23 protein-coding genes are annotated in these 25,215 nt (G+C 44.6%); 10 read left to right on the forward strand and 13 right to left on the reverse strand.

Going from position 1 to position 25,215, the window contains the following annotated elements; genetic code table 11:
* The first annotated feature begins 230 nt into the window (after positions 1 to 230).
* The 3 genes from LKO26_RS02730 (at position 231) to LKO26_RS02740 (ending at position 1,351) form a co-directional block, all read left to right on the forward strand.
* A complete protein-coding gene (locus LKO26_RS02730) occupies positions 231 to 479 on the forward strand; it encodes a type II toxin-antitoxin system ParD family antitoxin (protein ID WP_227586304.1) in 249 nt (82 codons plus the stop codon).
* Positions 472 to 771, forward strand: a complete 300-nt coding sequence (locus tag LKO26_RS02735) for a type II toxin-antitoxin system RelE/ParE family toxin (RefSeq protein ID WP_227586305.1) — start codon at positions 472 to 474, stop codon at positions 769 to 771. The genes LKO26_RS02730 and LKO26_RS02735 overlap by 8 nt, the downstream gene beginning before the upstream one ends.
* Positions 772 to 988: 217 nt before the next feature.
* On the forward strand, positions 989 to 1,351 hold the full coding sequence (locus LKO26_RS02740) for a DUF488 domain-containing protein (RefSeq protein ID WP_227586306.1): 363 nt from the start codon (positions 989 to 991) through the stop codon (positions 1,349 to 1,351).
* 47 nt (positions 1,352 to 1,398) lie between these two features.
* On the opposite strand, the gene LKO26_RS02745 is transcribed toward LKO26_RS02740, so the two are convergent.
* The 7 genes from LKO26_RS02745 to LKO26_RS02775 form a co-directional block, all read right to left on the reverse strand.
* The gene (locus LKO26_RS02745; RefSeq protein WP_227586307.1) at positions 1,399 to 2,787 is read right to left on the reverse strand and encodes an MFS transporter; all 1,389 of its coding nucleotides are present in this window, start codon (positions 2,785 to 2,787) and stop codon (positions 1,399 to 1,401) included.
* A 15-nt stretch (positions 2,788 to 2,802) separates the two neighbouring features.
* Positions 2,803 to 3,324, reverse strand: coding sequence for a nuclear transport factor 2 family protein (locus tag LKO26_RS02750; RefSeq protein WP_227586308.1), 522 nt, complete (start codon positions 3,322 to 3,324; stop codon positions 2,803 to 2,805).
* 39 nt (positions 3,325 to 3,363) lie between these two features.
* The gene (locus LKO26_RS02755; protein ID WP_227586309.1) at positions 3,364 to 5,220 is read right to left on the reverse strand and encodes a glycoside hydrolase family 13 protein; all 1,857 of its coding nucleotides are present in this window, start codon (positions 5,218 to 5,220) and stop codon (positions 3,364 to 3,366) included.
* Positions 5,221 to 5,416: 196 nt separating this feature from the next.
* A complete protein-coding gene (locus LKO26_RS02760) occupies positions 5,417 to 7,576 on the reverse strand; it encodes a glycoside hydrolase family 97 protein (protein WP_227586310.1) in 2,160 nt (719 codons plus the stop codon).
* Positions 7,577 to 7,685: 109 nt separating this feature from the next.
* Complete coding sequence (locus LKO26_RS02765; RefSeq protein WP_227586311.1) at positions 7,686 to 8,801, reverse strand: SusE domain-containing protein; 1,116 nt, start codon at positions 8,799 to 8,801, stop codon at positions 7,686 to 7,688.
* A gap of 17 nt (positions 8,802 to 8,818) precedes the next feature.
* Complete coding sequence (locus LKO26_RS02770) at positions 8,819 to 10,393, reverse strand: RagB/SusD family nutrient uptake outer membrane protein (protein ID WP_227586312.1); 1,575 nt, start codon at positions 10,391 to 10,393, stop codon at positions 8,819 to 8,821.
* A gap of 12 nt (positions 10,394 to 10,405) precedes the next feature.
* Positions 10,406 to 13,144, reverse strand: a complete 2,739-nt coding sequence (locus LKO26_RS02775; protein ID WP_227586313.1) for a SusC/RagA family TonB-linked outer membrane protein — start codon at positions 13,142 to 13,144, stop codon at positions 10,406 to 10,408.
* A 370-nt stretch (positions 13,145 to 13,514) separates the two neighbouring features.
* Between LKO26_RS02775 and metG the strand changes: the two genes are divergently transcribed.
* Both metG and LKO26_RS02785 read left to right on the forward strand, forming a co-directional pair.
* On the forward strand, positions 13,515 to 15,548 hold the full coding sequence (metG, locus tag LKO26_RS02780) for a methionine--tRNA ligase (protein ID WP_227586314.1): 2,034 nt from the start codon (positions 13,515 to 13,517) through the stop codon (positions 15,546 to 15,548).
* A gap of 165 nt (positions 15,549 to 15,713) precedes the next feature.
* Positions 15,714 to 16,106, forward strand: coding sequence for a hypothetical protein (locus LKO26_RS02785; RefSeq protein ID WP_227586315.1), 393 nt, complete (start codon positions 15,714 to 15,716; stop codon positions 16,104 to 16,106).
* Between the two features lie 5 nt (positions 16,107 to 16,111).
* On the opposite strand, the gene LKO26_RS02790 is transcribed toward LKO26_RS02785, so the two are convergent.
* From LKO26_RS02790 to dnaA, 3 genes are all read right to left on the reverse strand, one after another.
* Positions 16,112 to 16,810, reverse strand: a complete 699-nt coding sequence (locus LKO26_RS02790) for an SAM-dependent methyltransferase (protein WP_227586316.1) — start codon at positions 16,808 to 16,810, stop codon at positions 16,112 to 16,114.
* 5 nt (positions 16,811 to 16,815) lie between these two features.
* On the reverse strand, positions 16,816 to 17,283 hold the full coding sequence (locus tag LKO26_RS02795; protein ID WP_262907397.1) for a low molecular weight protein-tyrosine-phosphatase: 468 nt from the start codon (positions 17,281 to 17,283) through the stop codon (positions 16,816 to 16,818).
* Between the two features lie 111 nt (positions 17,284 to 17,394).
* The gene (gene dnaA / locus LKO26_RS02800; RefSeq protein ID WP_227586317.1) at positions 17,395 to 18,852 is read right to left on the reverse strand and encodes a chromosomal replication initiator protein DnaA; all 1,458 of its coding nucleotides are present in this window, start codon (positions 18,850 to 18,852) and stop codon (positions 17,395 to 17,397) included.
* Positions 18,853 to 18,989: 137 nt separating this feature from the next.
* On the opposite strand from dnaA, the gene LKO26_RS02805 reads away from it, so the two are divergent.
* Together LKO26_RS02805 and LKO26_RS02810 are read left to right on the forward strand one after the other, a co-directional pair.
* Positions 18,990 to 19,403 carry an acyl-CoA thioesterase gene (locus LKO26_RS02805; protein WP_227586318.1) on the forward strand — a complete coding sequence of 138 codons (414 nt, stop codon included), beginning with the start codon at positions 18,990 to 18,992 and terminating at the stop codon, positions 19,401 to 19,403.
* A gap of 137 nt (positions 19,404 to 19,540) precedes the next feature.
* Positions 19,541 to 19,996, forward strand: a complete 456-nt coding sequence (locus LKO26_RS02810; RefSeq protein ID WP_227586319.1) for a hypothetical protein — start codon at positions 19,541 to 19,543, stop codon at positions 19,994 to 19,996.
* Between the two features lie 72 nt (positions 19,997 to 20,068).
* Here the strand turns inward: LKO26_RS02810 and LKO26_RS02815 are convergent, their stop codons facing one another.
* Entirely contained in the window at positions 20,069 to 21,349 is a 1,281-nt protein-coding gene (locus LKO26_RS02815; RefSeq protein WP_227586320.1) for a replication-associated recombination protein A, read from the reverse strand.
* Positions 21,350 to 21,494: 145 nt separating this feature from the next.
* Here LKO26_RS02815 and yidD point away from each other — a divergent pair, with 145 nt between their 5' ends.
* Both yidD and lgt read left to right on the forward strand, forming a co-directional pair.
* A complete protein-coding gene (gene yidD, locus LKO26_RS02820) occupies positions 21,495 to 21,737 on the forward strand; it encodes a membrane protein insertion efficiency factor YidD (protein ID WP_227586321.1) in 243 nt (80 codons plus the stop codon).
* 43 nt (positions 21,738 to 21,780) lie between these two features.
* Positions 21,781 to 22,650: a prolipoprotein diacylglyceryl transferase gene (lgt, locus tag LKO26_RS02825; RefSeq protein WP_227586322.1), complete on the forward strand. Its 870-nt coding sequence runs from the start codon at positions 21,781 to 21,783 to the stop codon at positions 22,648 to 22,650.
* 54 nt (positions 22,651 to 22,704) lie between these two features.
* Here the strand turns inward: lgt and LKO26_RS02830 are convergent, their stop codons facing one another.
* Positions 22,705 to 23,055: a hypothetical protein gene (locus tag LKO26_RS02830; RefSeq protein WP_227586323.1), complete on the reverse strand. Its 351-nt coding sequence runs from the start codon at positions 23,053 to 23,055 to the stop codon at positions 22,705 to 22,707.
* A 141-nt stretch (positions 23,056 to 23,196) separates the two neighbouring features.
* Positions 23,197 to 24,684, reverse strand: coding sequence for an NAD(P)H-hydrate dehydratase (locus LKO26_RS02835; protein ID WP_227586462.1), 1,488 nt, complete (start codon positions 24,682 to 24,684; stop codon positions 23,197 to 23,199).
* A gap of 120 nt (positions 24,685 to 24,804) precedes the next feature.
* Between LKO26_RS02835 and mscL the strand changes: the two genes are divergently transcribed.
* The gene (gene mscL / locus LKO26_RS02840; protein ID WP_227586324.1) at positions 24,805 to 25,188 is read left to right on the forward strand and encodes a large conductance mechanosensitive channel protein MscL; all 384 of its coding nucleotides are present in this window, start codon (positions 24,805 to 24,807) and stop codon (positions 25,186 to 25,188) included.
* Positions 25,189 to 25,215: the final 27 nt, after the last annotated feature.

Below are 25,215 nucleotides of genomic sequence, written 5' to 3' on the forward strand. Positions count from 1 at the left end.
AAAAATGACCTCCTCAGAAGCGTTTCTCAGGAGATTTTTGTTTCGCGAGGGGAAAGATAATATTAATGCCTAAGTTTTCAGATTGAAATGAACTGCCGCAAAGTACAATGCTGGCGGGATATCGGTGGCAATTTTACCAAACCGAGCCGAAGCCACATACCTCGACAATTTCAAAATAAAAATGTGCAATACTTACCAAATTTTGGTAACTTTGAATAAAGTTTATAAAAATGAAAAATACATCAATATCACTTGGAAACTATTTTGATCAGTTTGTAAGCAGTCAGGTTTCAGCAGGTCGTTATAAAAATGTCAGTGAAGTTATTCGTGCAGGGCTTCGACTTTTAGAAGATGAAGAAAATAAAGTAATTGCATTGAAGGCTGCGATTCAGAAAGGATTAGATAGCCCACTTGTAGAAAATTTCGACTTCAAAGAAAATTTGAAAAACCTAAAAGATCAGAAAAGAAAAAATGGCTAATGTTATTTTAAGACAAGAGGCTATTGACGACCTGAATGATATTTGGATTTACACTTTTGAAGAATGGTCAGAAAAGCAGGCTGACAAATACTATTTAGCGTTAGAATTTGCCTGTACGCAAATCGGAAGAACTCCAGAACTCGGAAAAGAATATGATGGGATAAGCGATAACTTGCTTGGATTGAGAACGGGAAATCACATTATTTTCTATCAAGTTATTTCCAGTGATAGAATTGAAGTTGTTAGAATATTACACGAACGAATGGACTTGAAATACAAACTGAACGAATAAAAAAACTACCACCAATAAAGGTCGCAATTGCACAACCCCAATTTTCTGGAAATCATCACTAAAATGCGTAAAACCCACCCTCTTCAGAAGTGATATCTGAGGAGGTTTTTATTTCTGGCAGGGAAAGATAATGTTAATGCCTAAGTTTTCATATCTTTGAGATGAACTGCGGCACAGGCGCCCGCTTCGTCTGTCTGCTCCCCCCAAAACAAACCCCATGAAAATCTTATTTAAAAGAATTTATGACGAACCGGCAAAAGAAGATGGCTTCCGGATACTGGCAGACCGCCTCTGGCCAAGGGGAATGGCTAAAGAAAAAGCACAGATTGATTTATGGGCAAAGGACATCGCTCCCACCCATGAATTGCGGAAATCTTATCATGCCGGTGACCTCAGCTTCTCAGCATTTGAAAGCAGATATACCGAAGAACTCAATGCCAATCCGCAGGCAGATGACTTTCTTAAAATGCTGAAAGCCTACCCCACCATCACCCTGCTCACTGCCGCAAAAGACATCAGCAAAGCTGCACTTCCGGCTCTTTCGGATTTCATCAGCAACCGGACGAAAGCTACCGAATAAAAAAACGGACCGAAGGCCGTTCTTGTTGATAATCTTTTAACTTTTCACTAAATAATTTCCCGGTTTTGCATGTCCTGCACCGGCATCTCATGGTCACGACCCACATCTTTCAGCGTGAGCGAAATTAAAGCAGCAATGAGCATGGTAATTCCTCCGGCTACCACATAACCCATAGCGTAATTCCCGAAGATATTCTTGACAATAATCCCTCCGAAAATCCCGTTCACAATCTGCGGCAGTACGATGAAGAAATTGAAAATCCCCATATACACGCCCATTTTTTTCAGCGGCAGTACGTTGATGAGCATGGCGTAAGGCATCGCCAGAATACTGGCCCACGCAAACCCTATGCCCAGCATGGAAATCCACAGCAAACCCGGATCTTTTATAAAATACATCGAGATCAGCCCTGCGCCACCGGCAAACAAAGCCAGCGCATGGGTTTGTTTCTTGCCAATTTTTCTGGCCAGTGGAATGAGCATAAAGGCGAAGATAATTGCAAAGAAATTATAATATCCGAACAACTCGCCCACCAGGTTTCCCGCCAGATTGAAGGTTTCAGATTCCCCATCATCCGGCGATAGACCAAAGTGATGGGTGGCAATGGAAGATGTGGTAAATACCCACATCGTAAACAAGGCAAACCATGAAAAAAACTGTACCCAACCCAACTTTTTCATCAGCGGCGGTATATTGACAAAGTCTTTTAGAATATCAGAGAATCTGGATTTTTCCGGCACCGGTTCTTCGGCTTCATTACTGAAATCCTGGAAATCCTGTGGCGAGTACTCTTTAGTGGTAAAAATGGTATATAAAATCGTCATCAGCAGCACACCGGCACCGGCATAAAAGGAATAAATCACAGAATCCGGAACGAAACCGGGTGCTGCTACATTAGATACGCCCAGTTTGGTGAGCCAGGAAGGCATCCCCGAACCAATGACCGCACCAATTCCGATTAAAATGGTCTGTACGGAAAAACCCACCGTGCCCTGATGTTTTGGGAGCATATCCCCTACCAGTGCCCGGAACGGCTCCATAGCGACATTAATAGAGGCGTCCATCATGGCCAGGAAAAGTACCGCAAATACGAGCGCACCACCTGCCAGGAACACACTCACTGAGGCCGAATTTGGCAAAAATACCAGTCCGATAGCGGTGAGCAATGCGCCGATGAAAAAATAAGGTTTTCTCCGGCCCCATTTTTCTGACCAGGTATGATCTCCCATATGCCCGATAATGGGCTGAACAATGAGTCCGGTGATGGGGGCCACCAGCCAGAACCACGACAGATGATGCACATCTGCCCCGAAGTTTTGTAAAATTCGGCTGGCATTTCCGTTTTGTAATCCAAAAGCCATCTGGATTCCCAGAAATCCCATGCTCATGTTGATGATCTGAAACAGGGAGAGATTCGGTTTTATTCTTTTTGACATGTTGTTTGTTTTTTTTTACTTCTTCAATTCTGAAATGAGCAGGTCTTCCAGCGGAGTTTTTGCCCGGACTACCTCGCCCGAAACATCATTGGGTACCGTCATGGACAGCACATACTGGCGGATTTTCCAGCCTTTGGAGGTACGCTCCAGCACACCACTGCCGCGGCAGAGTTTCATCTGGGTATCCAGTATTTCATCAAACCAGGCATAACTGCCATCCTTGCTGAAGGTGATATTCCGCTTCAGGGAATTGAAGTTCCAGGCCTTTCCTTTTTCAAAATGCGGCCTGGCATAGGCCATAAATTCTTTTTTGTTCCACACCTCGGTCGCGTCTGTGCCCGCAAAGGTGGATTCCTCTGCAAACAGATCAAAATATTTGGTAAAGTTTGCCTGTGCTGCGTAAGTGTTCAGATCATCCAGAACCTGATTGACGTGTTTTTTCTGGACATTTTCGTAGAAACCTTTGGTTTGCGCCTGCGCCGGACTGATGAAGACGGCGAGCATAAAAAGCAGCATACGGGTGAAATGGATGTTCATTTTTTCAATATTTTAAGATGGAGTATTTGCGGTCTGTCATTACTTCAATTCCAAAATTAAGGAACTTTTCGGAGCAATTGTGATACTTTTTTCTTTGCCTATGGAGAAATTCTTAGCACTGATGATATCCGTACCGGTCTGCACGCCAGCAAGGGATTCACCAAAGCGTTCCAGAGAAAGCCGCTGCTCCTGTTTATTGTTGTTGATGACTACCATCACCTTTTCGTTTTCATGATGTCTGAAATAGACATAAACGCTTTCCTTTGGCATATAGTGCGTGGTTTTTCCTTTGTGAATGACCGTTTTATGCTTGCGCCAGTTCAATAATTTGCGGGTAAACTCATGAAACTCTTTTTGCTGCGCTGTTTGGCTGGCAGGATTGAAGGCGTTCTGAGCATCGCCGGGCCAGCCACCGGGAAAATCTCTGCGGATGTCTGCATCTCCTTTGGATTTCTCCCCGCGCATCCCGATTTCTGAACCGTAATAAATCTGAGGAATCCCCCTGATGGTGGCAATGAGTGTCAGCGCCATTTTGTAGTACCGGGGATCCGCGTTGAAGATTTCGTTCCATCTTTCGGTATCGTGATTCTCAAAAAAAACCATGATGTTATGAATGTCCGGATACAGGAAATCACTTCCCATAGCATTGTAAATTTTAATCAGACCTTTGTCCCAGCTTTCCTGTTCCTGCAGTGCTGCCGGTAAATCACTGAAAAGGGTGAAATCCATCACAGACGGCAGTTGCGAATTGTAACCGTCTATAGCGCCTATTTTGGAATCTTTCTGCCAGTAGGCAATGTGTGCCGGACTGTACATCCATGCCTCCCCTACAATATTCAGGTTCGGATATTCATCGGTAATGGATTTTGCCCAATGGGCCATAGCGTCTTTATCGTTATACGGATAGGTATCCACACGCAGACCGCCCAGTTCCGCATATTCTATCCACCAGATGGCGTTCTGAGTCAGATATTTCAGCACCAGCGGATTGCTTTGGTTCAGATCCGGCATGGTGGTATCGAACCAGCCATTAAGTGCTTCTTCCCGGTCCACCGTTGCCACGTTTTTGTCAAACTGTGAGGTCGTGCGGTAATTGGAACGTTTGAAGCCGTGTGTTCCTTCGCCGTCCGGAAACTGATGAATCCAGTCTTGTGCAGGCAAATCCTGAATCAGCCAGTGTGAAATTCCCCAGTGATTGGTCACATAATCCTGAATGAGCATCATATTTCTCTTCTGCAATTCCTGCGAAAGTTCCAGATATTCCTCATTGCTTCCGTAACGGCCGTCTATTTTGTATAGATCGGTCTGGGCATAGCCGTGGTAGGAGCTTTTGTTTTCATTATCTTCATTTACCGGAGTCAGCCACAATGCCGTAACGCCCAGATTCTTCAAATAATCCAGATGGTTAATGATTCCCCGCAGATCGCCCCCGTGGCGGCCGTCCGGGAGTTGGCGGTTGGCCTTTTCGGTGAGTTCTTTCACAGAATCGTTGGCCGGATTACCATTGGCAAAACGGTCTGGCATGATGAGATAAATGACGTCCTCGGAGGAAAAAGATTTCCGGCGGGCAGAACCACTTTTCCGCTCTTTCAGTTGGTAGGTGTATCTGCTTAATGTTTTGCGGCCGTCTTTCAGAATGATGTCAAAGGAATCCTGCGCAATGGCCGCCGTATTGACCGTCACGAAAATATAATTCGGGTTTTCGGTTTTTATGATTTCCTGCACGGTCACTCCCGGTGTGAGTTCCAGCGTTTTGGTGGCAATACCGGGACCATAGAGCAGAATTTGGAGTTTAGGATCCTTCATGCCTTTCCACCAGAATGCGGGTTCCACTTTCTGGATCTGGCCGGAGATGAGTGCCGAAATAAGGAGAAAAAACAGGGTGATATTCTTCATAGGATGTGGGTTTTAATGCCTTGCAGGGTTCATTAACTGCTAGACTGATGATGAATGTGGGGCGCGAGCGAAGCGAGCGCCCAAAGAGTCCTTTTGTCATTAGCCCCGATGGAAGCGGCATCCTTTTCCGGTACATGAGCGGAGCCGAATGCACCGGAAAAGATACAGCGGACAGCGGGAAAAAGCTCCTGATCAATCACGGCTTTACAGGTCTCAGTGTGATGGCATAACCGCCGCTCCGGGCAAGTTTTACCGGAAGTTTGCTCTTGCTGGTTACCGTTTTTCTGGTGATTTTGTAGGATTGTGGATTGCGGATATAGTCTGCGTCTCCCCCATCTGCATAGAGGGTGGCTTCATATTTTCTTCCCTTCGGGAGGAAAGAAAAATCTACGGTATAACTGCGGGCATTTTCATCGGTAATGCCGCCTACAAACCACTCATCCTTGCCTTTTGTTTTTCTGGCTGTATGAATGTAGTCTCCCGGTTCGGCAGCCAGAATTTTGGTGTCGTCCCAGTCCAGCGCTACATCTTTAATGAACTGAAATGCTTCCGGATGGCGGGCATAGTTCTCCGGAAGGTCTGCGGCCATCTGCAGCGGAGAGTACATCACCACATACAGTGCCAGCTGCTTGGCAAGGGTGGTTTTCACATATCTGTTGTCACCCGGGAAATAATAATCCAGTTGAGTCTGGAAAATGCCCGGCGTATAGTCCATAGGTCCGCCCATATAGCGGGTAAATGGCAAAATGGTCTGGTGGTCCGGATTGTTGCCGCCAAATGCCTCGAACTCTGTGCCGCGTGCTGCCTCTGCTGCTATCCAGTTCGGGTAGGTTCTGCTGAGCCCTGATGGCCGCACCGACTCATGCGAGTTGACCATGATTTTATATTCGTGTGCTTTTTCCGCAATTCTGAGATAATGGTTGATGGTCCACTGCGAATAGTGATGCTCGCCGCGTGGGATGATATTGCCCACATACCCTGTTTTCACGGCATTATAACCGTATTTGTTCATCAGCTGAAAGGCTTTATCGGCCCAGCGTTCATAATTGGTGGCCGCACCGGAAGTTTCGTGATGCATCATGAGGCGGATGTTTTTGGAATGCGCATAGTCATTGAGCATCTTGATGTCAAAATCCGGATAAGGGGTTATGAAATCAAAAACAAACTCCTTGCTGTGTCCGAACCAGTCTTCCCAGCCCACATTCCAGCCTTCTACCAGCAAAGCATCAAAACCATGGGCCGCAGCAAAATCTATATATTCCTTCACTTTGATGTTATTGGCCGCATGATTACCGTTGGGGGTAAGTTTGGTGAAATCTGTTTTACCGATGTGCACATTTTTGGCAGTAGAATATGCCCACTGGGATTTCCCGATGATCATTTCCCACCACACTCCCATGTATTTGGTAGGCTTTATATAAGAAGTATCGTCGTAATCGGTAGGCTCGTTCAGATTAAAAATCATTTTGGAATCCAGAATCTCCTCGGCTTTCGGGGACACAATGATGGTGCGCCATGGCGATACTGCCGGTGTCTGGATATACCCTTTGGCACCCTGTGCATCCGGCGTGAGATGGGTCTTGAACTTAAATGCTGTGGCATCCAGTTCCAGATGGGAAGCCGGATAATTAATGACGCCCGCCTCGGCAATATTGATGTACAAAGGTTCCTTTCCTTCTTTTTTGAGCATCAGTGGCGTCTGCAAGGCATTTTTTACAGGAGTCTGTGAAGCATTTCCGTCAAAGGAATGCGGCCATCTTGCCGGCACCTCAGACAATAGCGTGGTCTGAGTCTGATATTCCTGAGAGTCGTAATCCCCGGCCAGCCACCAGGCTTTCATGTCGGAAGGCAGATCGATTTCTGAATCTTCTTCCCGGATGATGAAATAATTCAGATTTTCCTGCTCCGGAAATTCGTAGCGGAAACCGAGTCCGTCATTAAACAGCCGGAATTTTACAATCATATGCCGGTTGTTATCAGTCTGATCCAGAGTAACTGCCAGCTCATTATAATGGTTGATGTACGATTTCTTTTCGCCCAGTACCGGATTCCAGGTTTCATTTCTGGAGTCAAATTTCTCGGCGGTTTTGGTAAATCCTGAATTCAGGTCTTTGCCCTGTTGATTTTTATGTTCAATTTCTGAAGCAAACTGAATTTCGCCGTCGCGCAACAACCTCAGTCCGAGCCTGGAATCTTCTACTACGGTTTTGCCCTGATGTTTTAAATTATAATACGGCACACCGTCTTTCAGTTGAAAGTTCATTTCGAACTTCCCGTCGGGAGATTTCAGGGTTTGTGCCTGGAGTGCACAAGTTGTTGCCAGAAGAAAAACGGTTGCGATTTTAATCACTTTCATGTAGATTTTTTTGATGATATTATTAAATTTTCAGTTACGGCGTATGGCCGGTGCAACTGATAAAAAAACTGCTGCTGAAGAGCAACAGTTTTTTATTCTGATCTGTTTTTTACAGCTTGATCAGGGTCAGATTGTAGTACGCAGAATTGTGCAGATCCAGCACCACCCTGTAATTACCGCTCACATCTACCTGATAGTTCGGGTCTCCGTTTACGGTTCCTTCGGCGCTCATATAGGTTTGTACTTCTGCACCGGAGGTCAGCACTTCATCTGCCGCCGCTGGCTGGAATTTTATAGCCCAGTCGTCATTGGCCCGGAATTTAAAATAGCCGCCCGCCGTAAGTGCTATAGAAGCAATTTCCCAGTTTTTGGTTGCCGGATTGTACACAAAATCTGTATCAGAACCCCAACCGGTAGGCGTAGCATCCCCGATGATTCCGAAATCTGCCAGTGAAGTGGTATACGTATTATTGTCCCAGTCCACATTCAGGTAATACGTTCCGGCTGTTGCAGCAGGAATATTCACTTCACCATCTGCAACGAGTATTCCGGTAAAGGTTCCGTCGTCACCTTTGTCACCTGCCCAGTCCTGATTGATGGTGAATTTATACTCGGAGGCAGCTGCACTCACATAAATAAACCCTCTGTATTTTCCGTCTGCTGCGGGCGAATAAAGGTTCATGGTGTTCCCGGGGTCCCAGTCTGCATATCCGGCTGCTGTTCCGTAGCTGCCCGGTACATTGATCTTAGGATAAATCAGGTCCGGATTCGGAACAAACGGGGTAATGGTGAGGGTAATGGATTCTGAATAAAAACTGGTATTTCCGGTAATGGTCTGCAGTCTTACCTCCACCTGTCCGGCGGTTCCGGGAACAAGTCCGATGTTGTTTTTTACCACGATCGAATTCAGTTGCTCATGGGTAAGTGCTGCGGTATTGGTTCCTTCCGGCAGTGCATAATTCTCCGGTTTATTGAAATCAAACCCGGCGGTGGCAAACTGTAACTGTTGGGTGGTTGCCACCGGAATATTGAATGCAGGTTCTGTCCACGTGAAATGAACGGCGGGGGAATTCAGCAAAGCCTGATCCAGCAAAATGCTATTCACATCTGAAGTGAGTGAGCCTTCAGTGGTATTCACCAGCACCGCCATATCTTCGTCCTTTTCGCAGGATATGACCATGAGTCCCAGCAGCGCCACAAATAATAGTTTACATATGTTTTTCATCTCTCAGAATTTTATGGTTAATAACCCGGATTTTGAATCAGGTTAGAATTTGAAATAATATCATTGGCAGGAATGGGGAACAGATTGCGGTAATCTGCCACCGCTTGTCCGTCTTTTACGCCTCCTTTCCATGGCCACACATAAGATCCGGATGTGAATAGTCCGAAACGAATCAGGTCTGTTCTGCGGGTAAATTCCCAGGAAAGCTCTCTGGCTCTTTCGTCCAGAATAAAGTCCAGATTAATAGATGAAACCGGTGCCGCATTTGCTCTGTTTCTCAGCTGGTTTATGTAACCTAAAGCTGTCGCCATATTTCCGGTGCCACCGCGCAGGGTAGCTTCTGCATACATCAGGTAAACATCTGCCAGCCTGTACATGGGTACGTCTGTAGAGACCCAGTTATCATGCACTCCTGCAACGCCGGTACTGGTGATGTTCTTATATTTGATGAAAGCATAGCCATCTGTAAAATCTCCCGGGTAGCTGTTGATTTCCAGATTCTGGCCATTGGTATGGAACCGGCCGCGCAGATCTGAAGGCTCAAAGAGATTGACAAAATTCTTGGTAGTCCGGATTCCGCCCCAGCCACCATTGATACCAAAATCTGCAGCATTCATATTGCCTCCTACTGCAGCATGTACCAAAAATGTAGTACCACCATTGGTTTGGGTATAGGTGCCATCATAGACCACGGGCAGAATCACCTCGTCATTATTAACGTGGTTGTCTGCCAGGAACAGATCTTCATATTCCGGTTTCAATGAATAACCGGCATTGATGATTTTTTCGGCGTAGGTAATGACCTCGTTATTTCTGGCACTGCCGGTATATACTTCGGCATTCAGATAGAGTCTTGCCAGAAGTGCCCAGGCTGCCCCGCGGTTGGCTCTGCCGTACAATCCGGTTCTGGCTTCACGCATTTCGTTTTCGCAGATTTTAAGTTCAGATTCTACGTAGGCAAATGCTTCGGCGCGGGTCATGCGGGTAGGCAATGCGGTCCCGGGCAGTACAGCATCATCCACAAAAGGAATATTGCCAAACATATCCAGGGCATGGTAGTATGCCTGAGCGCGCAAAAATCTGGCCTCGGCTCTCATGTACCGGGCTTCAGTGGCATTGTCCCCGGAAATTCCGTTGGAAGAAAGTTTTTCGTCTGTGGTATTTCTGATGAATTCATTACAGAAAGCCACCTGTGTGTACAGTCTGTAGTACAATGCATTGATGAACTCGTTGGATGAATTCCAGTTCATACGGTGCATATCCGGAAGGTTTCCGTCATTCCACCCGATGATGGCTTCATCTGTGGTGATGACCTGCAAAGTGTACAGTTGTCTCAGGTAATTGGAAAACCCACCATCGATACCGCTGATGTCTGAACTCCCATCACCTGATTCCTGGCCCCCTACGGCAACGTTACCGTATAATTTGGCAAGCAGACTGTTGTAATTGCTGAAATCTTTGAAAACGCTGGCTGATGTAACGTCTGTAATGGGTTCGCGCTCCAGATCGCCGAGACAGGATACATTAAAAAACAGGGATCCCACTGCAATGGCCGCAATTACCGATCTTGATTTTATATTGAGAAATTTCATTATTTAAATTATTTAAAATTGAAAGTTAAGGCCTAATGAATATACTTTGGGTCTCTGGTAAAAACCATTGTCCACATTTCCAAAAATTTCAGGATCCACACCGCTGTATTTACTGATCACAAAAACATTCTGAGCCATTCCGTACACCCGCAGATTGCTATTTTTAGCCATAAAATCTCCGAAATTATACCCGATGGTGGCATTGTCCATTCTCAGGAATGATGCGTTTTCCACATACATGTCTGACCAGAGTCTGATGGCAGCAAAATTATTGGTTGCTGCACTGGAATAGACATTAGAAAGGAATTCATTGGTGGCAATGTTCTGCACAGAACTGTTGGATGCGGCATTATTATACACATAATTGCCCAATACTGCCCGCAGTGAGAACCCAAAATCCCAGTTTTTGTGTGCCAGTTTGGTAGAGAACCCAAAGATGGCATCCGGCGTGGTAGATTTGTAGAAATATTTATCTTCAGTAGTAATCTGTCCGTCACCATTGCGGTCTACAAACACATTATCCAGCGGTTTACCATTGGCATCATACACCTGCTGATATACATAGAATGAAGATGGCGTGTAACCCACAGAATGAGCCTGAATCTGGTTTCCTACCCCACCAGCAAGTACCGGACCGAACTGAATGATGTAGTCATCTGCTACCTGGTCTGACAGGCTGGTTACTTTAGATGTATAATGAGTGGCATTGAAGTTCAGATCCCAGGTGGTATTCTCCGAACGTACCGGAACCAGGTTCAGGGTTACTTCGAAACCCTTGTTCTCCATCTCACCGATGTTCTTGTTGTTAAAGTTACTCAGATCTCCGGCAGGAACGGGCACATAACCCAGAAGATCATCTGTGTTTTTCTTATACACATCTATACTTCCGTTTATCCGGTTATTGGCAAAGCCGAAATCCAGACCTATATTCTGGGTCAGCGTCGTTTCCCAGGTAAGACCAGGATTATATACCTGCGGTCTGTACATATAATAAAACTGATCTCCGAATCCGTATTGGGCACCATCACCACTCAGATTATAGGCAGCGAAAGAAGGATAAGGTCCGGCAATTTCCTGCTGTCCGGTAACGCCATAACCTACTCTGAGTTTTAATGTGTTCACGAATGCTGCATTCTGCATGAAGTTTTCTTCGTTAATCTTCCATGCAGCTGCTACAGCCGGGAAGTTGCCCCAGGCATTGTCTGTGGTTCCGTTATAGAATCTGGAAGAACCGTCACGTCTGAAAGATCCGGTAATGATGTACTTGTCGGCAATGGTGAAAATAGCCCTTCCATAAAAAGACAGCAGTGTGAGGTCTGATTCATAATTTCTGCCACTCAGAGACGGTTTTGCAGGGTCACCAAATGTGGTGAGACCAGCAGGCACTTCATTGTTGAAATTCTGATAGGCATAACCTGCCATCACATCCACATTGGTATTGATCGCGCTGATGTTTTTTACATAATTCAGATAAGTTTCCAGCAATTTATTGGTTTTCATCTGCTTATAGGTGTTCACTGAGCCCTGATCCAGATATCCTGCACCACTGTTGGCGTACACCCGGTTCACGCCTTCGCCTTTGGAATAGTCATATCCGAGGTTAATATTCCATCTCAGATCCGGTAAAAAGTGAAATTTATAATCCAGTTGCAGGCCTCCCACACCTCTGTACACGGAAGAAACTCTTCTTGATCCGTACAGAAGTCCCAGCGGATTTTTGGTGCCGTTCACATTCAGATTGCCATTCAGCAGCCATTCATAGTAGCCGCCGAACCGGTCATCATCCATATACACCTCCTGGGTAGGATCAAAATAAATGGCACTGTTGATGGCGCCGCCGTCCGGAAACTGATTGTCTGTGAAGGTTCCTTTGGCCGTCACATTTACAGTAAGGTGATTGTCCAGAAATTTAGGATTCAGATTCAGGCCTACAGAACTTCTGCGGAAGGAGTTTGTTCTCACAATACCGTTCTGTTCATTATACCCTAAGGATAAACGGTAAGGCAATCCTTTAATACCGCCGGAAAGAGCCAGGTTATTATCGGTACCGAAAGCTTCCTGATAAATCAGATCCTGCCAGTTGGTACTGGCGGTGCCCAGTTTGCTTGCATAGTTTGACGAAGTGTTATTCAAAACATATTCACGGAAACGATCTGCATCCAGCACATCTACATTGCCCATTTTTGTGGACACCGATGCAGTGGTAGAGAAATTCACCTTCAATCTGCCGGAAGATCCTCTTTTCGTCGTGATTAAAATAACTCCATTAGAAGCTCTGTTACCGTAAATGGCAGCAGCTGAAGCATCTTTCAGAATGTCAAAAGTTTCAATGTCATTCGGATTAATGAGTGCCAATGGGTCAGATGCCCCGGAGAGCCCGTTATAATCCTGCGGAATCCCGTCAATAACGATTAATGGACTGCTGTTTGCGTTCAGGGATGCGCCACCACGGATTCTGATGGTGGATCCGGATCCGGGTGCCCCGCCGTTTCCTGTAATGGCCACTCCGGGTGTTTTTCCCTGGATGAGCTGTTCGGGAGAGGTGGCGCCGCCATTAAAGTCTTTTTCACTTACGGAAACGATAGATCCCGTGAGATCGGTTTTCTTTTGTCTTCCGTAACCGATGAGCACCACCTCTTCTATACTCGCTTCGCGGGAACCGGATGTGGTGTCGGTCGTTTGTCCCTGCATCACCGTTCCTGCGAGGAGGAAAGCGGGAGCAATTTTCAAAACTGAACTGAAGTTTCTCACAAAATTAAATTTTTAGGTTAATATTTTCTCTTTTAATGCTTTTATCTCTTGCAATCGTGGACTAAAATACATTTTTTTTGATTCAAATTAAATTTTTATTAAGATTCTATTTGTTCTAATGCCGAAATCTGTATATTAAGCAAAACCTATTTTTAATTATTTGATATATAATGATTTAGTTAAAATGATGGTCTATTTACTCATAACGATACAATAGAAATTGTTTAAACAAATGTTTAACTTTTTTAATCTTAAAACGGCGAATAATGTTACATTCCGTTAATATTTTGTTAATGATTCCTAAAATTTAACTTTCGTGGTCACCCGCAGAAGTCTTATCTTTGTGGTCTTAAAAAAAGTATTGAGAAATATGTCAGAAAGAAAGATGATTACTGCTGCATTGCCATATGCCAACGGACCTGTGCACATAGGACACCTGGCCGGCGTGTATGTTCCTGCAGACGTCTATGCCAGATTTTGCAGAAGAACCGGCCAGGATGTAGCTTTTATTTGTGGTTCAGATGAACACGGCATCCCGATTACCATCCGGGCGAAAAAAGAAGGGGTGACCCCGCAGGATATTGTGGATAAATACCATGAAATCATCAAAAAATCTTTCGCAGATCTGGGGATTTCTTTTGACGAATACTCCAGAACCACCGCTCCCAAACATTATGAAGTCAGTCAGGATTTCTTTAAAACCCTCTATGAAAAAGGTAAATTCACCGAGGAAGTTTCTGAACAGTATTTTGACGAACAAGCCGGTGAGTTTCTGGCAGACCGCTATATTGTGGGAACCTGTCCTTCCTGCAGCAATGAAAATGCCTATGGCGATCAGTGTGAAAAATGTGGCTCTACCCTGTCTCCGTCAGAATTAATAAACCCGAAATCCATGCTCAGCGGAAATGTACCTGTACTGAAGGAAACCAAAAACTGGTATTTGCCGCTGAATGAGTATGAAGATTTCCTGAACACCTGGATTATAGACGGACACAAAGAGGACTGGAAACCGAATGTATATGGACAGGTAAAATCCTGGCTGAATGACGGACTGAAACCCCGCGCCATGACCCGCGACCTGAACTGGGGTGTGCCGGTTCCCCTGCCCGATGCCGAAGGCAAGGTGCTTTACGTGTGGTTTGATGCGCCCATCGGTTATGTATCCTTTACCCAGGAATGGGCCGCCAAAAATGGAAAAAACTGGAAAGATTACTGGCAGAGCGACGATTCTGAACTCATCCATTTCATCGGAAAAGATAATATTGTATTCCACTGCATTATTTTCCCGGCCATGATGAAGGCTCACGGTGACTATAAAATGCCCAAAAATGTTCCTGCCTTCGAATTCCTGAATCTCGAAAATGATAAAATTTCCACCTCCCGGAACTGGGCCGTGTGGGCACATGAATATGTGGAAGATTTCCCTGGCCAGCAGGACGTACTGCGCTACGCATTGCTCTCTTCTGCTCCGGAAACCAAAGACAATAACTTTACATGGAAGGATTTTCAGACCAAAAATAATTCTGAGCTGGTAGGCATCTTTGGCAACTTCATCAACCGCGTAGCAGTACTCATTCATAAATATTATAACGGTGTGGTGCCGGCAGGCCCGGAAAATGCACCGGAGCTGGGTGAAATCTCAAAAGCAGCGGGAGAAATACGCCAATATCTGGAGCACTTTGAATTCCGCAACGCCTTGTCATCCATGATGAATCTGGCGCGTTTTGGTAACCAGTATCTGCAGACAGAAGAACCGTGGAAAACCATTAAAGATCAGCCGGAAAAAGCCGCTCATGCGCTGTTTGTATCTGCCCAGATTGCCGTAGGGCTGGCCCAGATCTGTGAACCGTTCCTGCCTTTCAGTGCCCAAAAACTGCAGCAAATGTTCAATGTGAAGCAGATGGACTGGCAAACGGTGGAACTCGGGGAGATGCTGATTCCTGCCGGACATCAGATTCATGAAGCCACACTTCTGTTTTCAAAAATAGAAGATGAAACCATAGAAAAACAAATTCAGAAACTGGAAAACACTAAGCAATCCAATAAAAAAACCAATCCCAACGCCAATCCTATGAAAGAAGAAATCACCTTTGACGATTTTACCAAAATAGACCTCAGAACCGCCACCATCCTTACCGCAGAAAAAGTGGAAAAAGCAGATAAACTCCTGAAGTTTACTGTAGATACCGGAGTAGATGTACGAACAGTCGTATCCGGTGTGGCAGAAAGTTTTACTCCTGAAGAATGTGTAGGCAAACAAGTGATGATTTTGCTGAACCTGGCACCCAGAAAAATCCGTGGAATAGAATCCCAGGGTATGCTCCTGCTTACCACGAAATCTGATGGCAAACTCAGCTTTGTAACACCGGATGACCAGGTGGAAAACGGAGTGGAAATTGGTTAATCACCTGCTCGGCTTTCAAGAAATATACTGTAAAATAACAGACGGGTTCCGGCACATTTCCGGAACCTTTTTTGTGTCATCTCAGCCGGCACACATGATAATATTCACGATTCCCGCTCTGTAGAAACGTCTTTTTTAATGGTATCTTTGATGAAAATATCTGCTATGAAAAAATTATTGTTCCTCATCCCTGTTTTCCTGCTGTTATTATGTGCCTGTGACAACCGTGAAGACGAGTTCTCCAACGAAGCCTATACCGGCACCTGGAAATGGGTGTCCACAGCAGGACCCAATGTGAACGAAACTCCCCTTAGCACAGGCAAAACGGTGAGTTTAGATTTTACTTCGGAATGGCAGTACACCATCAGCGAAAATGATGTGGAAATCAGTAGTGGCACCTACTCCCTGTATGAGGATGTCTCTTCTACCGACCATCAGCAGCGCATGTTTATTCAGTTTTCTGCAGACGGAATCAAAATTGTGAAGGAAATCAATGCGACTACCCTGTCATTGCAGGATGATGATGTGACGGGACTCACCTATCATCACGAAAAATAAAAGTTTTATTTGCCCAGAACAAAAACCGCCGGAATTTTATGGAGTTCCGGCTTTTCTTTTTGCCAGTCTTTCATGGACCGGGTACGGATGAATTCACGGTCCGGGTCATTAATGTTCGCCGCAATACAAAGACTGGTACTGGGATTCAGGAATTTCATTAAATCTTCTACCAGTTGATTGTTTCGGTACGGTGTTTCCATGAAAATCTGGGAATAACCGCTTTGCTGCACAGCATTTTCCAACTGCTGAATTTTCTTTTTCTTTTCAGATTTATCTATGGGCAGATATCCGTGGAAGGTAAACTGCTGTCCGTTAAAACCGCTGGAAATTAATGCGAGAATGATGGATGACGGCCCGTTTACCGGCACCACCTGTATCTGGTTTTCATGACACCATTTCACCATAATATTACCGGGATCGGCTATACAAGGCAGTCCGGCTTCCGAAAGCAATCCGAAATCATGACCATCTTTCATCAGTCGCCGCGCTTCTGCCAAATCAGCAGATTCCGAATATTTATCCAGCAGGTAGAGTTTCAGATCCGGTTGTTTTTTTTCGGGGCAAAAGAATTTAATGACTTTCCGGGCAGTTTTTTCATTTTCTACAAAAAAATAATCTGTTTTCAGAATATATTCCCGGATGGCGGGTGCAAAATAAGCAACCGGTGAATTTTCAGATAAATAAGCAGGAATCAGGAAAAGCATGGGAATTATTTTTGGGATTCTGTACGGAATTTCTCCGCAATTTTATCACTGGCATCCACCAGCAGATGGTACACCTCGTCGAAATCTGCCAGTGTACCCCAGTATGGATCCGGCACTTCATTGTGTCCTTTGGTGTAGCCGGCTTCTTCCAGAAAAAGTTTTACTTTACGCCGTTCTGCGTCATTGCCTGCCAGTGACTGTACTTTCTGGTACACACTGATGTCCATGCAATAAATGTGGTCGTACTCCTGAAAATCTGCAGCCACAATCGGCCGTGACTGCTGCAGTGAAATATCCACACCATAGCGCTGGCCAATTTTGATGGCTCGCTGATCCGGGTGGCAACCTTCGTGCATGGAAATGGTTCCTGCAGAATCTACTGTAAAATGGTTGGGCAGCCGGGATTGTAAGATTCCTTCGGCCAGCGGACTGCGGCAAATGTTGCCCAGGCATACCACTAAGATTTTTGTCATGTCAATTTCTTTTTCTAAAAGTTTCTGCAAGATAGTTTAGTTTTTCTTTCCAACAAAAAATGAAGAATATCACTACTCTTCATTTTGGTTCTTATCGGATGAAATCACGCCCTACTGTTTTATTTTTTCGGTGAGATCTTTCACGTATTTTTTGATTTCCTTGTCAATTTTGGATACATCCTTGATGGTTTCGCAGGCATACATGACCGTAGAGTGGTCTTTCCCTCCCATTTCCTCACCAATTTTGGTAAAGGTGGCATTGGTATATTCTTTGGCAAAATACATGGCCAGCTGGCGCGGCAGGGCTATTTCTCTTTTTCTGGTTTTACTCAGAAGCTGTTCGCGTTCTATTCCGAAATACTCACACACCACTTCCTGAATAAACGGAATATTTATGACTTTCTTCTTGTTTGATGAAATTTTGCTGATGGTTTCCTTTAGTAATTCCAGGGTGAGTTCAGACTTGTAAATCGTGGAATAGGCAATAACGGAGTTGATGACGCCTATAAGATCCCGAACGCTGCTTTTCACTTCATTGGCCAGGAAATCCAGCATGTCATCAGACAGTTCAATGCCATCACGGTTCAGTTTGTCAATGATGATTTTACGGCGGGTATCGAAATCCGGTGCTTTAATTTCAGCGGTAAGTCCCCATTTGAACCTTGAAACAATACGCTCCTGAATATCCATAATGTCCACCGGCGCACGGTCAGAAGTCAGTACAATCTGTTTACCGTTCTGGTGCAGATAATCAAAGATGTGGAAGAAGCTGTCCTGGGTGGCAGATTTGCCGGAGAGGAACTGAATATCATCAATGATCAGCACGTCCACCATCTGATAGAAATTGGCAAATTCTGTTTGTTTATGTGCTTTTGCCGCAGAAATAAACTGCTGAATAAATTTTTCAGAAGAAAGATAAAGTACTACTTTGTCTGGTAAGGACTGCTTTACTTCCAGGCCGATGGCATGGCCCAGGTGGGTTTTTCCTACCCCGTAACCACCGTGAAGAAACAGTGGATTAAAGGCAGTGGCGCCGGGTCTTTTGGCAATGGATTTCGCTACTGTAGAAGCAAATTTGTTGCTTTCTCCCTCCACATAGCTGTCAAAAGAGAAATCTGCTTTCAGATTGGAGTCTATATTGACTTTCTGAATTCCCGGTACTACAAATGGATTTACAATCTTGCCGGCGGCAAAATTCTGAGGCATGGTTTCCTGCATTTTGGGCGCAGGCGTAGATTTGCCCATCATATTCATGGTAATGGGTTTTTCTTTGCCGGCCGGTTTGTTTTCCATCACCTGATACCAAAGTTTCACCCCTTTACCGATATATTTTTTCAGGGCAGCAGACAGCAGGGACAAGTAATTATCCTCTATATATTCTTTGTAAAAATCACTCGGAACCCTCAGAGTAAGGTTATTGTCAACCAGCGAAACTGGTTGTACCTTGTCAAATAATAAATCGAAAGAATTTTCGAGCTTCTTTAAGTTGGAAGTGTCTTCTGCAGCATTGAGATTATCTCTCATAAACTGGAGGCACTTCTCCCAAATCTTTACTAAATTATCATTCATGTTTCTGCTTCAATTTGGCCTCTTTTTGTACTAATATTTATCGGGAAAGCAAAGATGGAACATTTAATCATTAAAAAAAAATACTTGTGCTCTTGATTATTTAGAAATATATTTGTATGTATAAATAGATACTTAAAATGATACATTCAACTCACACATTACGAGTTCGTTACGGCGAAACTGATCCCATGAAATACGTTTATTACGGCAACTATGCACTGTATTTGGAGCTGGGTCGAGTTGAACTTTTTCGCAGCATCGGGATGTCTTATGACGAGATTGAAAAGCGTGGCATCTGGTTGCCGGTTTCGGAGTACAAAATGAAATATCTGAAACCTGCATTTTATGATCAGATGTTGGAAGTTCATACCTACGTGAGAAAAATGCCGGGCGTGAAGATTGAATTTGAATATGAGATTTATAACGAAGCCGGAGACAAAATTTCTGAAGCATCCACCACTCTTTTTTTCTGGGATCCGGAAAAGCAAAAAATTGTAAAATGTCCGGATTTTCTCATGAATCTGATTTTGAAAAGCTGGAAAGACGCCTGATTTGTCCCATATTTTTTTACAGGTGCTCTGTATTTTAGAAGGATTTCCATAATAATAGCAAATTATTTTACAGAAACAGGGCTAAATTCTCAATCTTTTTGCTATTTTTGTCATAACAAATAAAATAAAGTTTAAATATGAAAAAGTTATACTTTGTACTGGCTATGGTTACGGCCACTTTTGCATTTGCACAGCAAGGTTCCAAAAAACCTTTGGTTCTGATTGACGGCATGCTTGCCTCTGCCCAGCTGGTAGAGAGCGATAAAAAGAATGTAGCTTCTACAAATACCTACAATACGGCTGCGAAACTGCCCCAGAATCTGAAAACTTTTGAAAGTCTGGCAGCTCAGGGAATTACGAATGTAAAAGTAAAAGAAAATTACTATGACAGAATTACACTGGCAGAATTGAATACACAGTTCAAACTTAGTCCTGCCAATCCCGTGAATTTTGACGGTCACATCATCTCCAATACCGATCTTGTGATCCTGGGTAATGTTTTGGAACACATGGAATTAGGCAAGTACGATGGCCAGGAAATGCTCACCATTTCTACAACACCCCAAGCCACTTCTGCTTCAGCATTGAAATAAGATTGATGTCTTAAAAGATAAAGCGTCCTTCTGTGGGACGCTTTTTTTATGGGTAAGTACAGACAAAAAGGATTACTGATATTTATCTTTCCATTTTCTTTTGAGTTCTTCCCGGATTTTATTTTCGGTGGAATTATGGCCCGGTTCATAAATTTTGACTCCAGCCAGTTCTTCCGGCAGAAATTCCTGATCCACGAAATTGCCCTCATGGGCGTGCGCATACCGGTAATCTTTTCCGTAGTCCAGATCTTTCATCAGTTTGGTAGGCGCATTTCGTAAATGCAAAGGTACCGGCAGGTTTCCGGTTTTTTTCACCAGAGCCAGCGCTTCATCTATGGCCGTGTAGGTGGAATTGGATTTAGGCGAAACGGCAAGATACACGGCCGTTTCACTGAGAATAATTCTGGCTTCCGGGTTTCCGATGACATTAACCGCCTGAAAACAATTATTGGCCATTACCAGCGCATTGGGATTTGCCAGCCCTATGTCTTCGGCAGCCAGAATCAGCATTCTGCGGGCTATGAATTTAATGTCTTCGCCGCCGGCCAGCATCCGCGCCAGCCAGTACAGCGTTCCGTTCGGGTCTGAACCGCGCATGGATTTTATAAAAGCTGAAATAATGTCATAATGCTGTTCTCCATTCTTATCATACAGTGCCATGTTTTCCTGAAGAACACTGAGAACATCTTTATTGGTAATGGTTTTCTTCCGGGAATTCTTAAAATTATTCAGGACATTTTCTACCGAGTTGATCAGTTTTCGTGCATCGCCACCGGAATACTGGATGAAGGCTTCCTTTTCGGCAATGATGAATGCTGTATTTTCGGTTTCATTGTATTTGCGGAGGGCAACATCAGTAAGTTCTTCCAGTTTTTCATAACTCAGTGATTTCAGAATGTACACCTGACTTCTGGACAGCAATGCCGATACGACTTCAAAACTCGGATTTTCTGTGGTAGCGCCGATAAGGACAATCCATCCTTTTTCCACAGCATGAAGCAGTGAGTCCTGTTGGGATTTATTAAACCGGTGAATTTCATCAATAAACAGAATGGGAGATTTGCCGGAGAAGAGGTTTTGTTTTTTGGCTTCGTCTATGACCTCGCGCACATCTTTCACTCCCGAAGAAACAGCCGAAAGTTTAAAGAATTTCCGTCCGGACTGCTCAGATATGATTTCTGCCAGTGTGGTTTTTCCGGTGCCCGGCGGCCCCCAGAAAATCAGCGAATTCAATGTGTCATTTTCCAGCATTTTCCGGATGGTTCCGTTCTTTCCGGTCAGGTGTTCCTGTCCCAGTACTTCATCAAGCGTTCTGGGACGTAATTTTTCTGCAAGGGGTGTATTGTGGTTCAAAACAGATGATTAATTGTGGTTATGGTTGCGGCATACCGTGTGTCTCACGTATTGCTGCAGTACTTGAGCTGAGGCGGTGGCTTTTGCAAAGTTCCTACAAAATTAAACTAATTTTTCAAAATTTTTAAAGTACTTTTGCAATGCTTTGAAACTTACAGTCAATAAAATCATCACGTTTCCATTGGTCGTTTTAATTAAAATTTACCAATGGTTCATTTCGCCTTTACTTCCCAAAAATTGCCGGTATGAGCCTACTTGTTCGCATTATATGGTAGAAGCGTTGCACGTGCACGGAATTTTCAGGGGATTCTGGCTGGGCGTTAAAAGAATTGGCCGTTGCCATCCCTGGGGCGGCGAAGGTTATGACCCGGTGCCACCCAAAAATTAGACCATCCATCTTACCATTAACCAAAACAGAGATATATTTATTTATGTTAACATTATTATACACCACATGGGATCCGTCTACAGGAATTAATCTGGGCCCCGTCACCCTTCATTACTACAGTCTGATGTTTGTCATCGCCTTCGGTTTAGGCTATTATATGATGTCTAAAATGTACAAAATAGACGGCGTACACCAGAAATATGTGGAACCCATTTTTACCTGGACGCTGGTAGGAACCATCCTGGGAGCGAGATTGGGTCATGTGATTTTCTACCAGCCTGAACTTTTCAGAGAGGATTTTTGGTCTGTGTTCTTACCCATTCAGACGAAACCCGAGTTCAGATTCACCGGATTTTCCGGTCTGGCCAGTCATGGTGCCACCATTGCTGTAATCCTGACCACGCTTTATTATGCATACAAAGTCATTAAGAAGAATCCTTTTTGGGTTTATGACCGGGTGGGAATTGTAGTGGCTTTGGGTGGCGGCTTTGTTCGTATCGGGAATTTTTTCAATTCAGAAATCATTGGAAAACCCGCACCGGAAGGTTCTCCGTTTGCCATATTATTTCCCCAGCAAAGTTCAGATTATGGAGCCATTGTGCCGCGCTACCCTACCCAGCTTTTTGAGGCCGGCGGCTACTTTTTACTCTTTATTTTGCTCTGGGTTTTGTACCGCTACACCAGAAAGAAATACCAGCAGGGATGGCTGTTTGGTTTATTTTTCATCCTGCTGTGGTCCATCCGTTTCTTTGTGGAATATTTAAAAGAGCCACAGGGCGATGAGTTTATTCAGCTGGGTGCATTGAATACCGGTCAGGTGCTGTCACTACCTTTCATCCTGGCGGGAATCATCATTATGCTCACAGCAAAAAACCGCACCATTACCGAAGCCGAAAATGCAAAGGCCGAATAGGAAAAGAATTTTTTAACCTCATGAAACAAAAAAATCGCCACACGGCGATTTTTTTTATCTTTTTATTCCCAGAATTCGGATCAGTCCCTCATGAGGGTGATACATCATGCACACTGCAATCCCGTTAAACTCCGGACAATCTTCAGGGATTTCATAGGTCACGCTGAGCCGGGTGCCTTCCTTATAGTTTTTTAGCAGTTCAAAGTTGCAGACATGCCAGTCTTTTTCATTCACACGAATATAGGTTCCGGTGCAGTTCCGGACAATAGTTCCGGTAAAGGACTTGTTGTTTTCTGATTTTTTTTCGGTCTTCCCGGTGTCAGCATTCTGATCTTTGGGAACCGAATTACAGGATAACGAAACAGTAAGTACTGCCGCAGCCATAAGGTTGAATAAAATCTTCATATTTAATTTTTTTAGGGTTGACCAAAAATTATTCCGTTTATCCGAAGTCTAGTAAATGCTGTAAAAAACAAATGTACAATAAACGCCTTTCCGCGGGAGATTTCAGTTCGTCTTGCACCGTTTTACCATAATCTGCAGGGACTAAATGCTGCGGTATGCATTGCCTAGTTCCAGAATCACATCGGTAGCCAGCATGGCCTCTTTTCCATGTTTTTCAGCGGCCAGATCTCCGGCTGTTCCATGAAGCCAAACGCCCAGCACGGCAGCCTCCTCCGGCGGATATGACTGGGCGATCAGTGAGGTAATGATGCCCGTCAGCACATCGCCGCTTCCTCCTTTGGCCATCCCGGAATTTCCTGTAATATTATAATAAACAAGACCTTCCGGGGTAATAATCTGCGTATGATGGTCTTTCAGCACAATGAAAATCTGCAATTCGGCAGCTTTGCGTTTAGCCAGACCTGTTCGCAGAAAAGAATCAGCCGCCTTCCCGAAGAGCCTTTCAAATTCCCGCGGATGAGGAGTCAGTACGGAGTTCCGGGGAAATTTTTTCAACCCATTTTCGGCCAGGATATTCAAAGCATCCGCATCCAACACTACCGGCCGGGTATATTGGGTTAAAAACGCGGTGAGTCCTGCTGCAGTTTCCCTTTCGGTTCCCAGACCGGGTCCGATGCCGTACACATAGTCATCATCAGAATTAAAGCGGGTCAAATGATCTTCGCCACCGTTGATGAACATCGCTTCCGGACATGCCGACTGCAGGATTTCGTAACTGGAAGCCGGCGCCAATGTGAAAGTAATTCCGGAGCCGGTGCGCAGCGCAGCTTTCGTGGCCAGCACTGCGGCACCTGTTTTTCCGTAAGAACCCGCTACAATGCAAGTCTTTCCAAAATTTCCTTTATGGCTGAAATCCGGCCGGCGCCGGTACACATTCCGGATGAGATAGTCACAGATGATGTAGTCACGGGTAACCGTGCGGTGTATGAATTCACGGGACAGGCCAATGTCCAGCACATGTACTTTGCCACAAAAAATGCCGGTTTCCGGATGCAGAAATGCCTTTTTCCAGAACTGAAAGCTCAGCGTATGATCTGCACGGAAAACGACCGCATCATCGGGATGCATTACATCCGCAAAAAGTCCCGAAGGAATATCAACAGCAATTTTCCGGATCGTCTGACGGTTTAGATGCTCAATCAGGCGGGCGGTTCTGTCCTCAGCTTTCCGGTTCAGTCCAGTGCCAAAAATAGCATCTACTATGGTGGATTTCGGGTTAAAATCCCAATCCTCCGCTTCCTGAAAATCATGAATTCCAATTCCGGACATCGCCCGGACTTTCTGAAGATTGTTGCGGGCATCTTCAGAATAATTTTCGTTACTCAAATCCAGGAAAACTTCTGTATCAAAACCTTTCTGATACAGCATTCTTGCTATTGCCAAACCGTCTCCGCCGTTATTTCCGTTTCCACAGAAAATATAAAAGGTTTCGTTGTTTCTGGAGTGACCGCGCAGCCATTTGGTGCAGGCCTCTGCCGCACGCTCCATTAACCCTGCAGAACTGACCGGTTCAGCAGAAATGGTGTACCGGTCACAATCCCGGATTTGTTCAGTATTGAAAATTTTCATCACGATAAAAATACGAATTTTGAGGATTGCATAACAAATCAGCAGATAAATTTGCTGTAAATGACGTCTTTTTAAAGTAAATTTATATATTTACATTTTAGAAACATTAAAATTTGAACTATGAGCTTTATTAGTGAATTTAAAGAATTTGCCTTTAAGGGCAATGTGATGGATCTGGCAGTGGGTGTGATCATTGGTGCTGCATTCGGACAGATCGTATCCTCTCTGGTAGAAGATGTAATTACGCCTTTATTGCTGAATCCGGCGCTGGAAGCAGCCGGTGCTGAAGATATTGCCAAACTGTCCTGGAACGGGGTGACTTATGGTAATTTCCTTTCAGCCGTCATCAGCTTTTTATGTATTGCCCTGGTTTTGTTTTTACTGATTAAAGCGGCCAATAAAGTAACGCGGCCTAAAGAGGAGGAAGCAGCGCCTGCCGGTCCCAGCAATGAAGAAGTGCTGCTGGCAGAAATCCGTGATTTGCTGAAAGAAAAACAAGCTTAATATTAAGTCTTTGAAAAACAAAACCCG

This window comes from Chryseobacterium sp. MFBS3-17 (assembly GCF_020687745.1).
Taxonomy (GTDB): domain Bacteria; phylum Bacteroidota; class Bacteroidia; order Flavobacteriales; family Weeksellaceae; genus Marnyiella.

Excerpts from the sequence above, each read along its gene's own strand:
- LKO26_RS02730 (WP_227586304.1), top strand. The coding sequence starts at position 231 with ATGAAAAATACATCAATATCACTTGGAAACTATTTTGATCAGTTTGTA.
- LKO26_RS02735 (WP_227586305.1), top strand. The coding sequence starts at position 472 with ATGGCTAATGTTATTTTAAGACAAGAGGCTATTGACGACCTGAATGAT.
- LKO26_RS02740 (WP_227586306.1), top strand. The coding sequence starts at position 989 with ATGAAAATCTTATTTAAAAGAATTTATGACGAACCGGCAAAAGAAGAT.
- LKO26_RS02745 (WP_227586307.1), bottom strand. The coding sequence starts at position 2,787 with ATGTCAAAAAGAATAAAACCGAATCTCTCCCTGTTTCAGATCATCAAC.
- LKO26_RS02750 (WP_227586308.1), bottom strand. The coding sequence starts at position 3,324 with ATGAACATCCATTTCACCCGTATGCTGCTTTTTATGCTCGCCGTCTTC.
- LKO26_RS02755 (WP_227586309.1), bottom strand. The coding sequence starts at position 5,220 with ATGAAGAATATCACCCTGTTTTTTCTCCTTATTTCGGCACTCATCTCC.
- LKO26_RS02760 (WP_227586310.1), bottom strand. The coding sequence starts at position 7,576 with ATGAAAGTGATTAAAATCGCAACCGTTTTTCTTCTGGCAACAACTTGT.
- LKO26_RS02765 (WP_227586311.1), bottom strand. The coding sequence starts at position 8,801 with ATGAAAAACATATGTAAACTATTATTTGTGGCGCTGCTGGGACTCATG.
- LKO26_RS02770 (WP_227586312.1), bottom strand. The coding sequence starts at position 10,393 with ATGAAATTTCTCAATATAAAATCAAGATCGGTAATTGCGGCCATTGCA.
- metG (WP_227586314.1), top strand. The coding sequence starts at position 13,515 with ATGTCAGAAAGAAAGATGATTACTGCTGCATTGCCATATGCCAACGGA.
- LKO26_RS02785 (WP_227586315.1), top strand. The coding sequence starts at position 15,714 with ATGAAAAAATTATTGTTCCTCATCCCTGTTTTCCTGCTGTTATTATGT.
- LKO26_RS02790 (WP_227586316.1), bottom strand. The coding sequence starts at position 16,810 with ATGCTTTTCCTGATTCCTGCTTATTTATCTGAAAATTCACCGGTTGCT.
- LKO26_RS02795 (WP_262907397.1), bottom strand. The coding sequence starts at position 17,283 with ATGACAAAAATCTTAGTGGTATGCCTGGGCAACATTTGCCGCAGTCCG.
- dnaA (WP_227586317.1), bottom strand. The coding sequence starts at position 18,852 with ATGAATGATAATTTAGTAAAGATTTGGGAGAAGTGCCTCCAGTTTATG.
- LKO26_RS02805 (WP_227586318.1), top strand. The coding sequence starts at position 18,990 with ATGATACATTCAACTCACACATTACGAGTTCGTTACGGCGAAACTGAT.
- LKO26_RS02810 (WP_227586319.1), top strand. The coding sequence starts at position 19,541 with ATGAAAAAGTTATACTTTGTACTGGCTATGGTTACGGCCACTTTTGCA.
- lgt (WP_227586322.1), top strand. The coding sequence starts at position 21,781 with ATGTTAACATTATTATACACCACATGGGATCCGTCTACAGGAATTAAT.
- LKO26_RS02830 (WP_227586323.1), bottom strand. The coding sequence starts at position 23,055 with ATGAAGATTTTATTCAACCTTATGGCTGCGGCAGTACTTACTGTTTCG.
- LKO26_RS02835 (WP_227586462.1), bottom strand. The coding sequence starts at position 24,684 with ATGAAAATTTTCAATACTGAACAAATCCGGGATTGTGACCGGTACACC.
- mscL (WP_227586324.1), top strand. The coding sequence starts at position 24,805 with ATGAGCTTTATTAGTGAATTTAAAGAATTTGCCTTTAAGGGCAATGTG.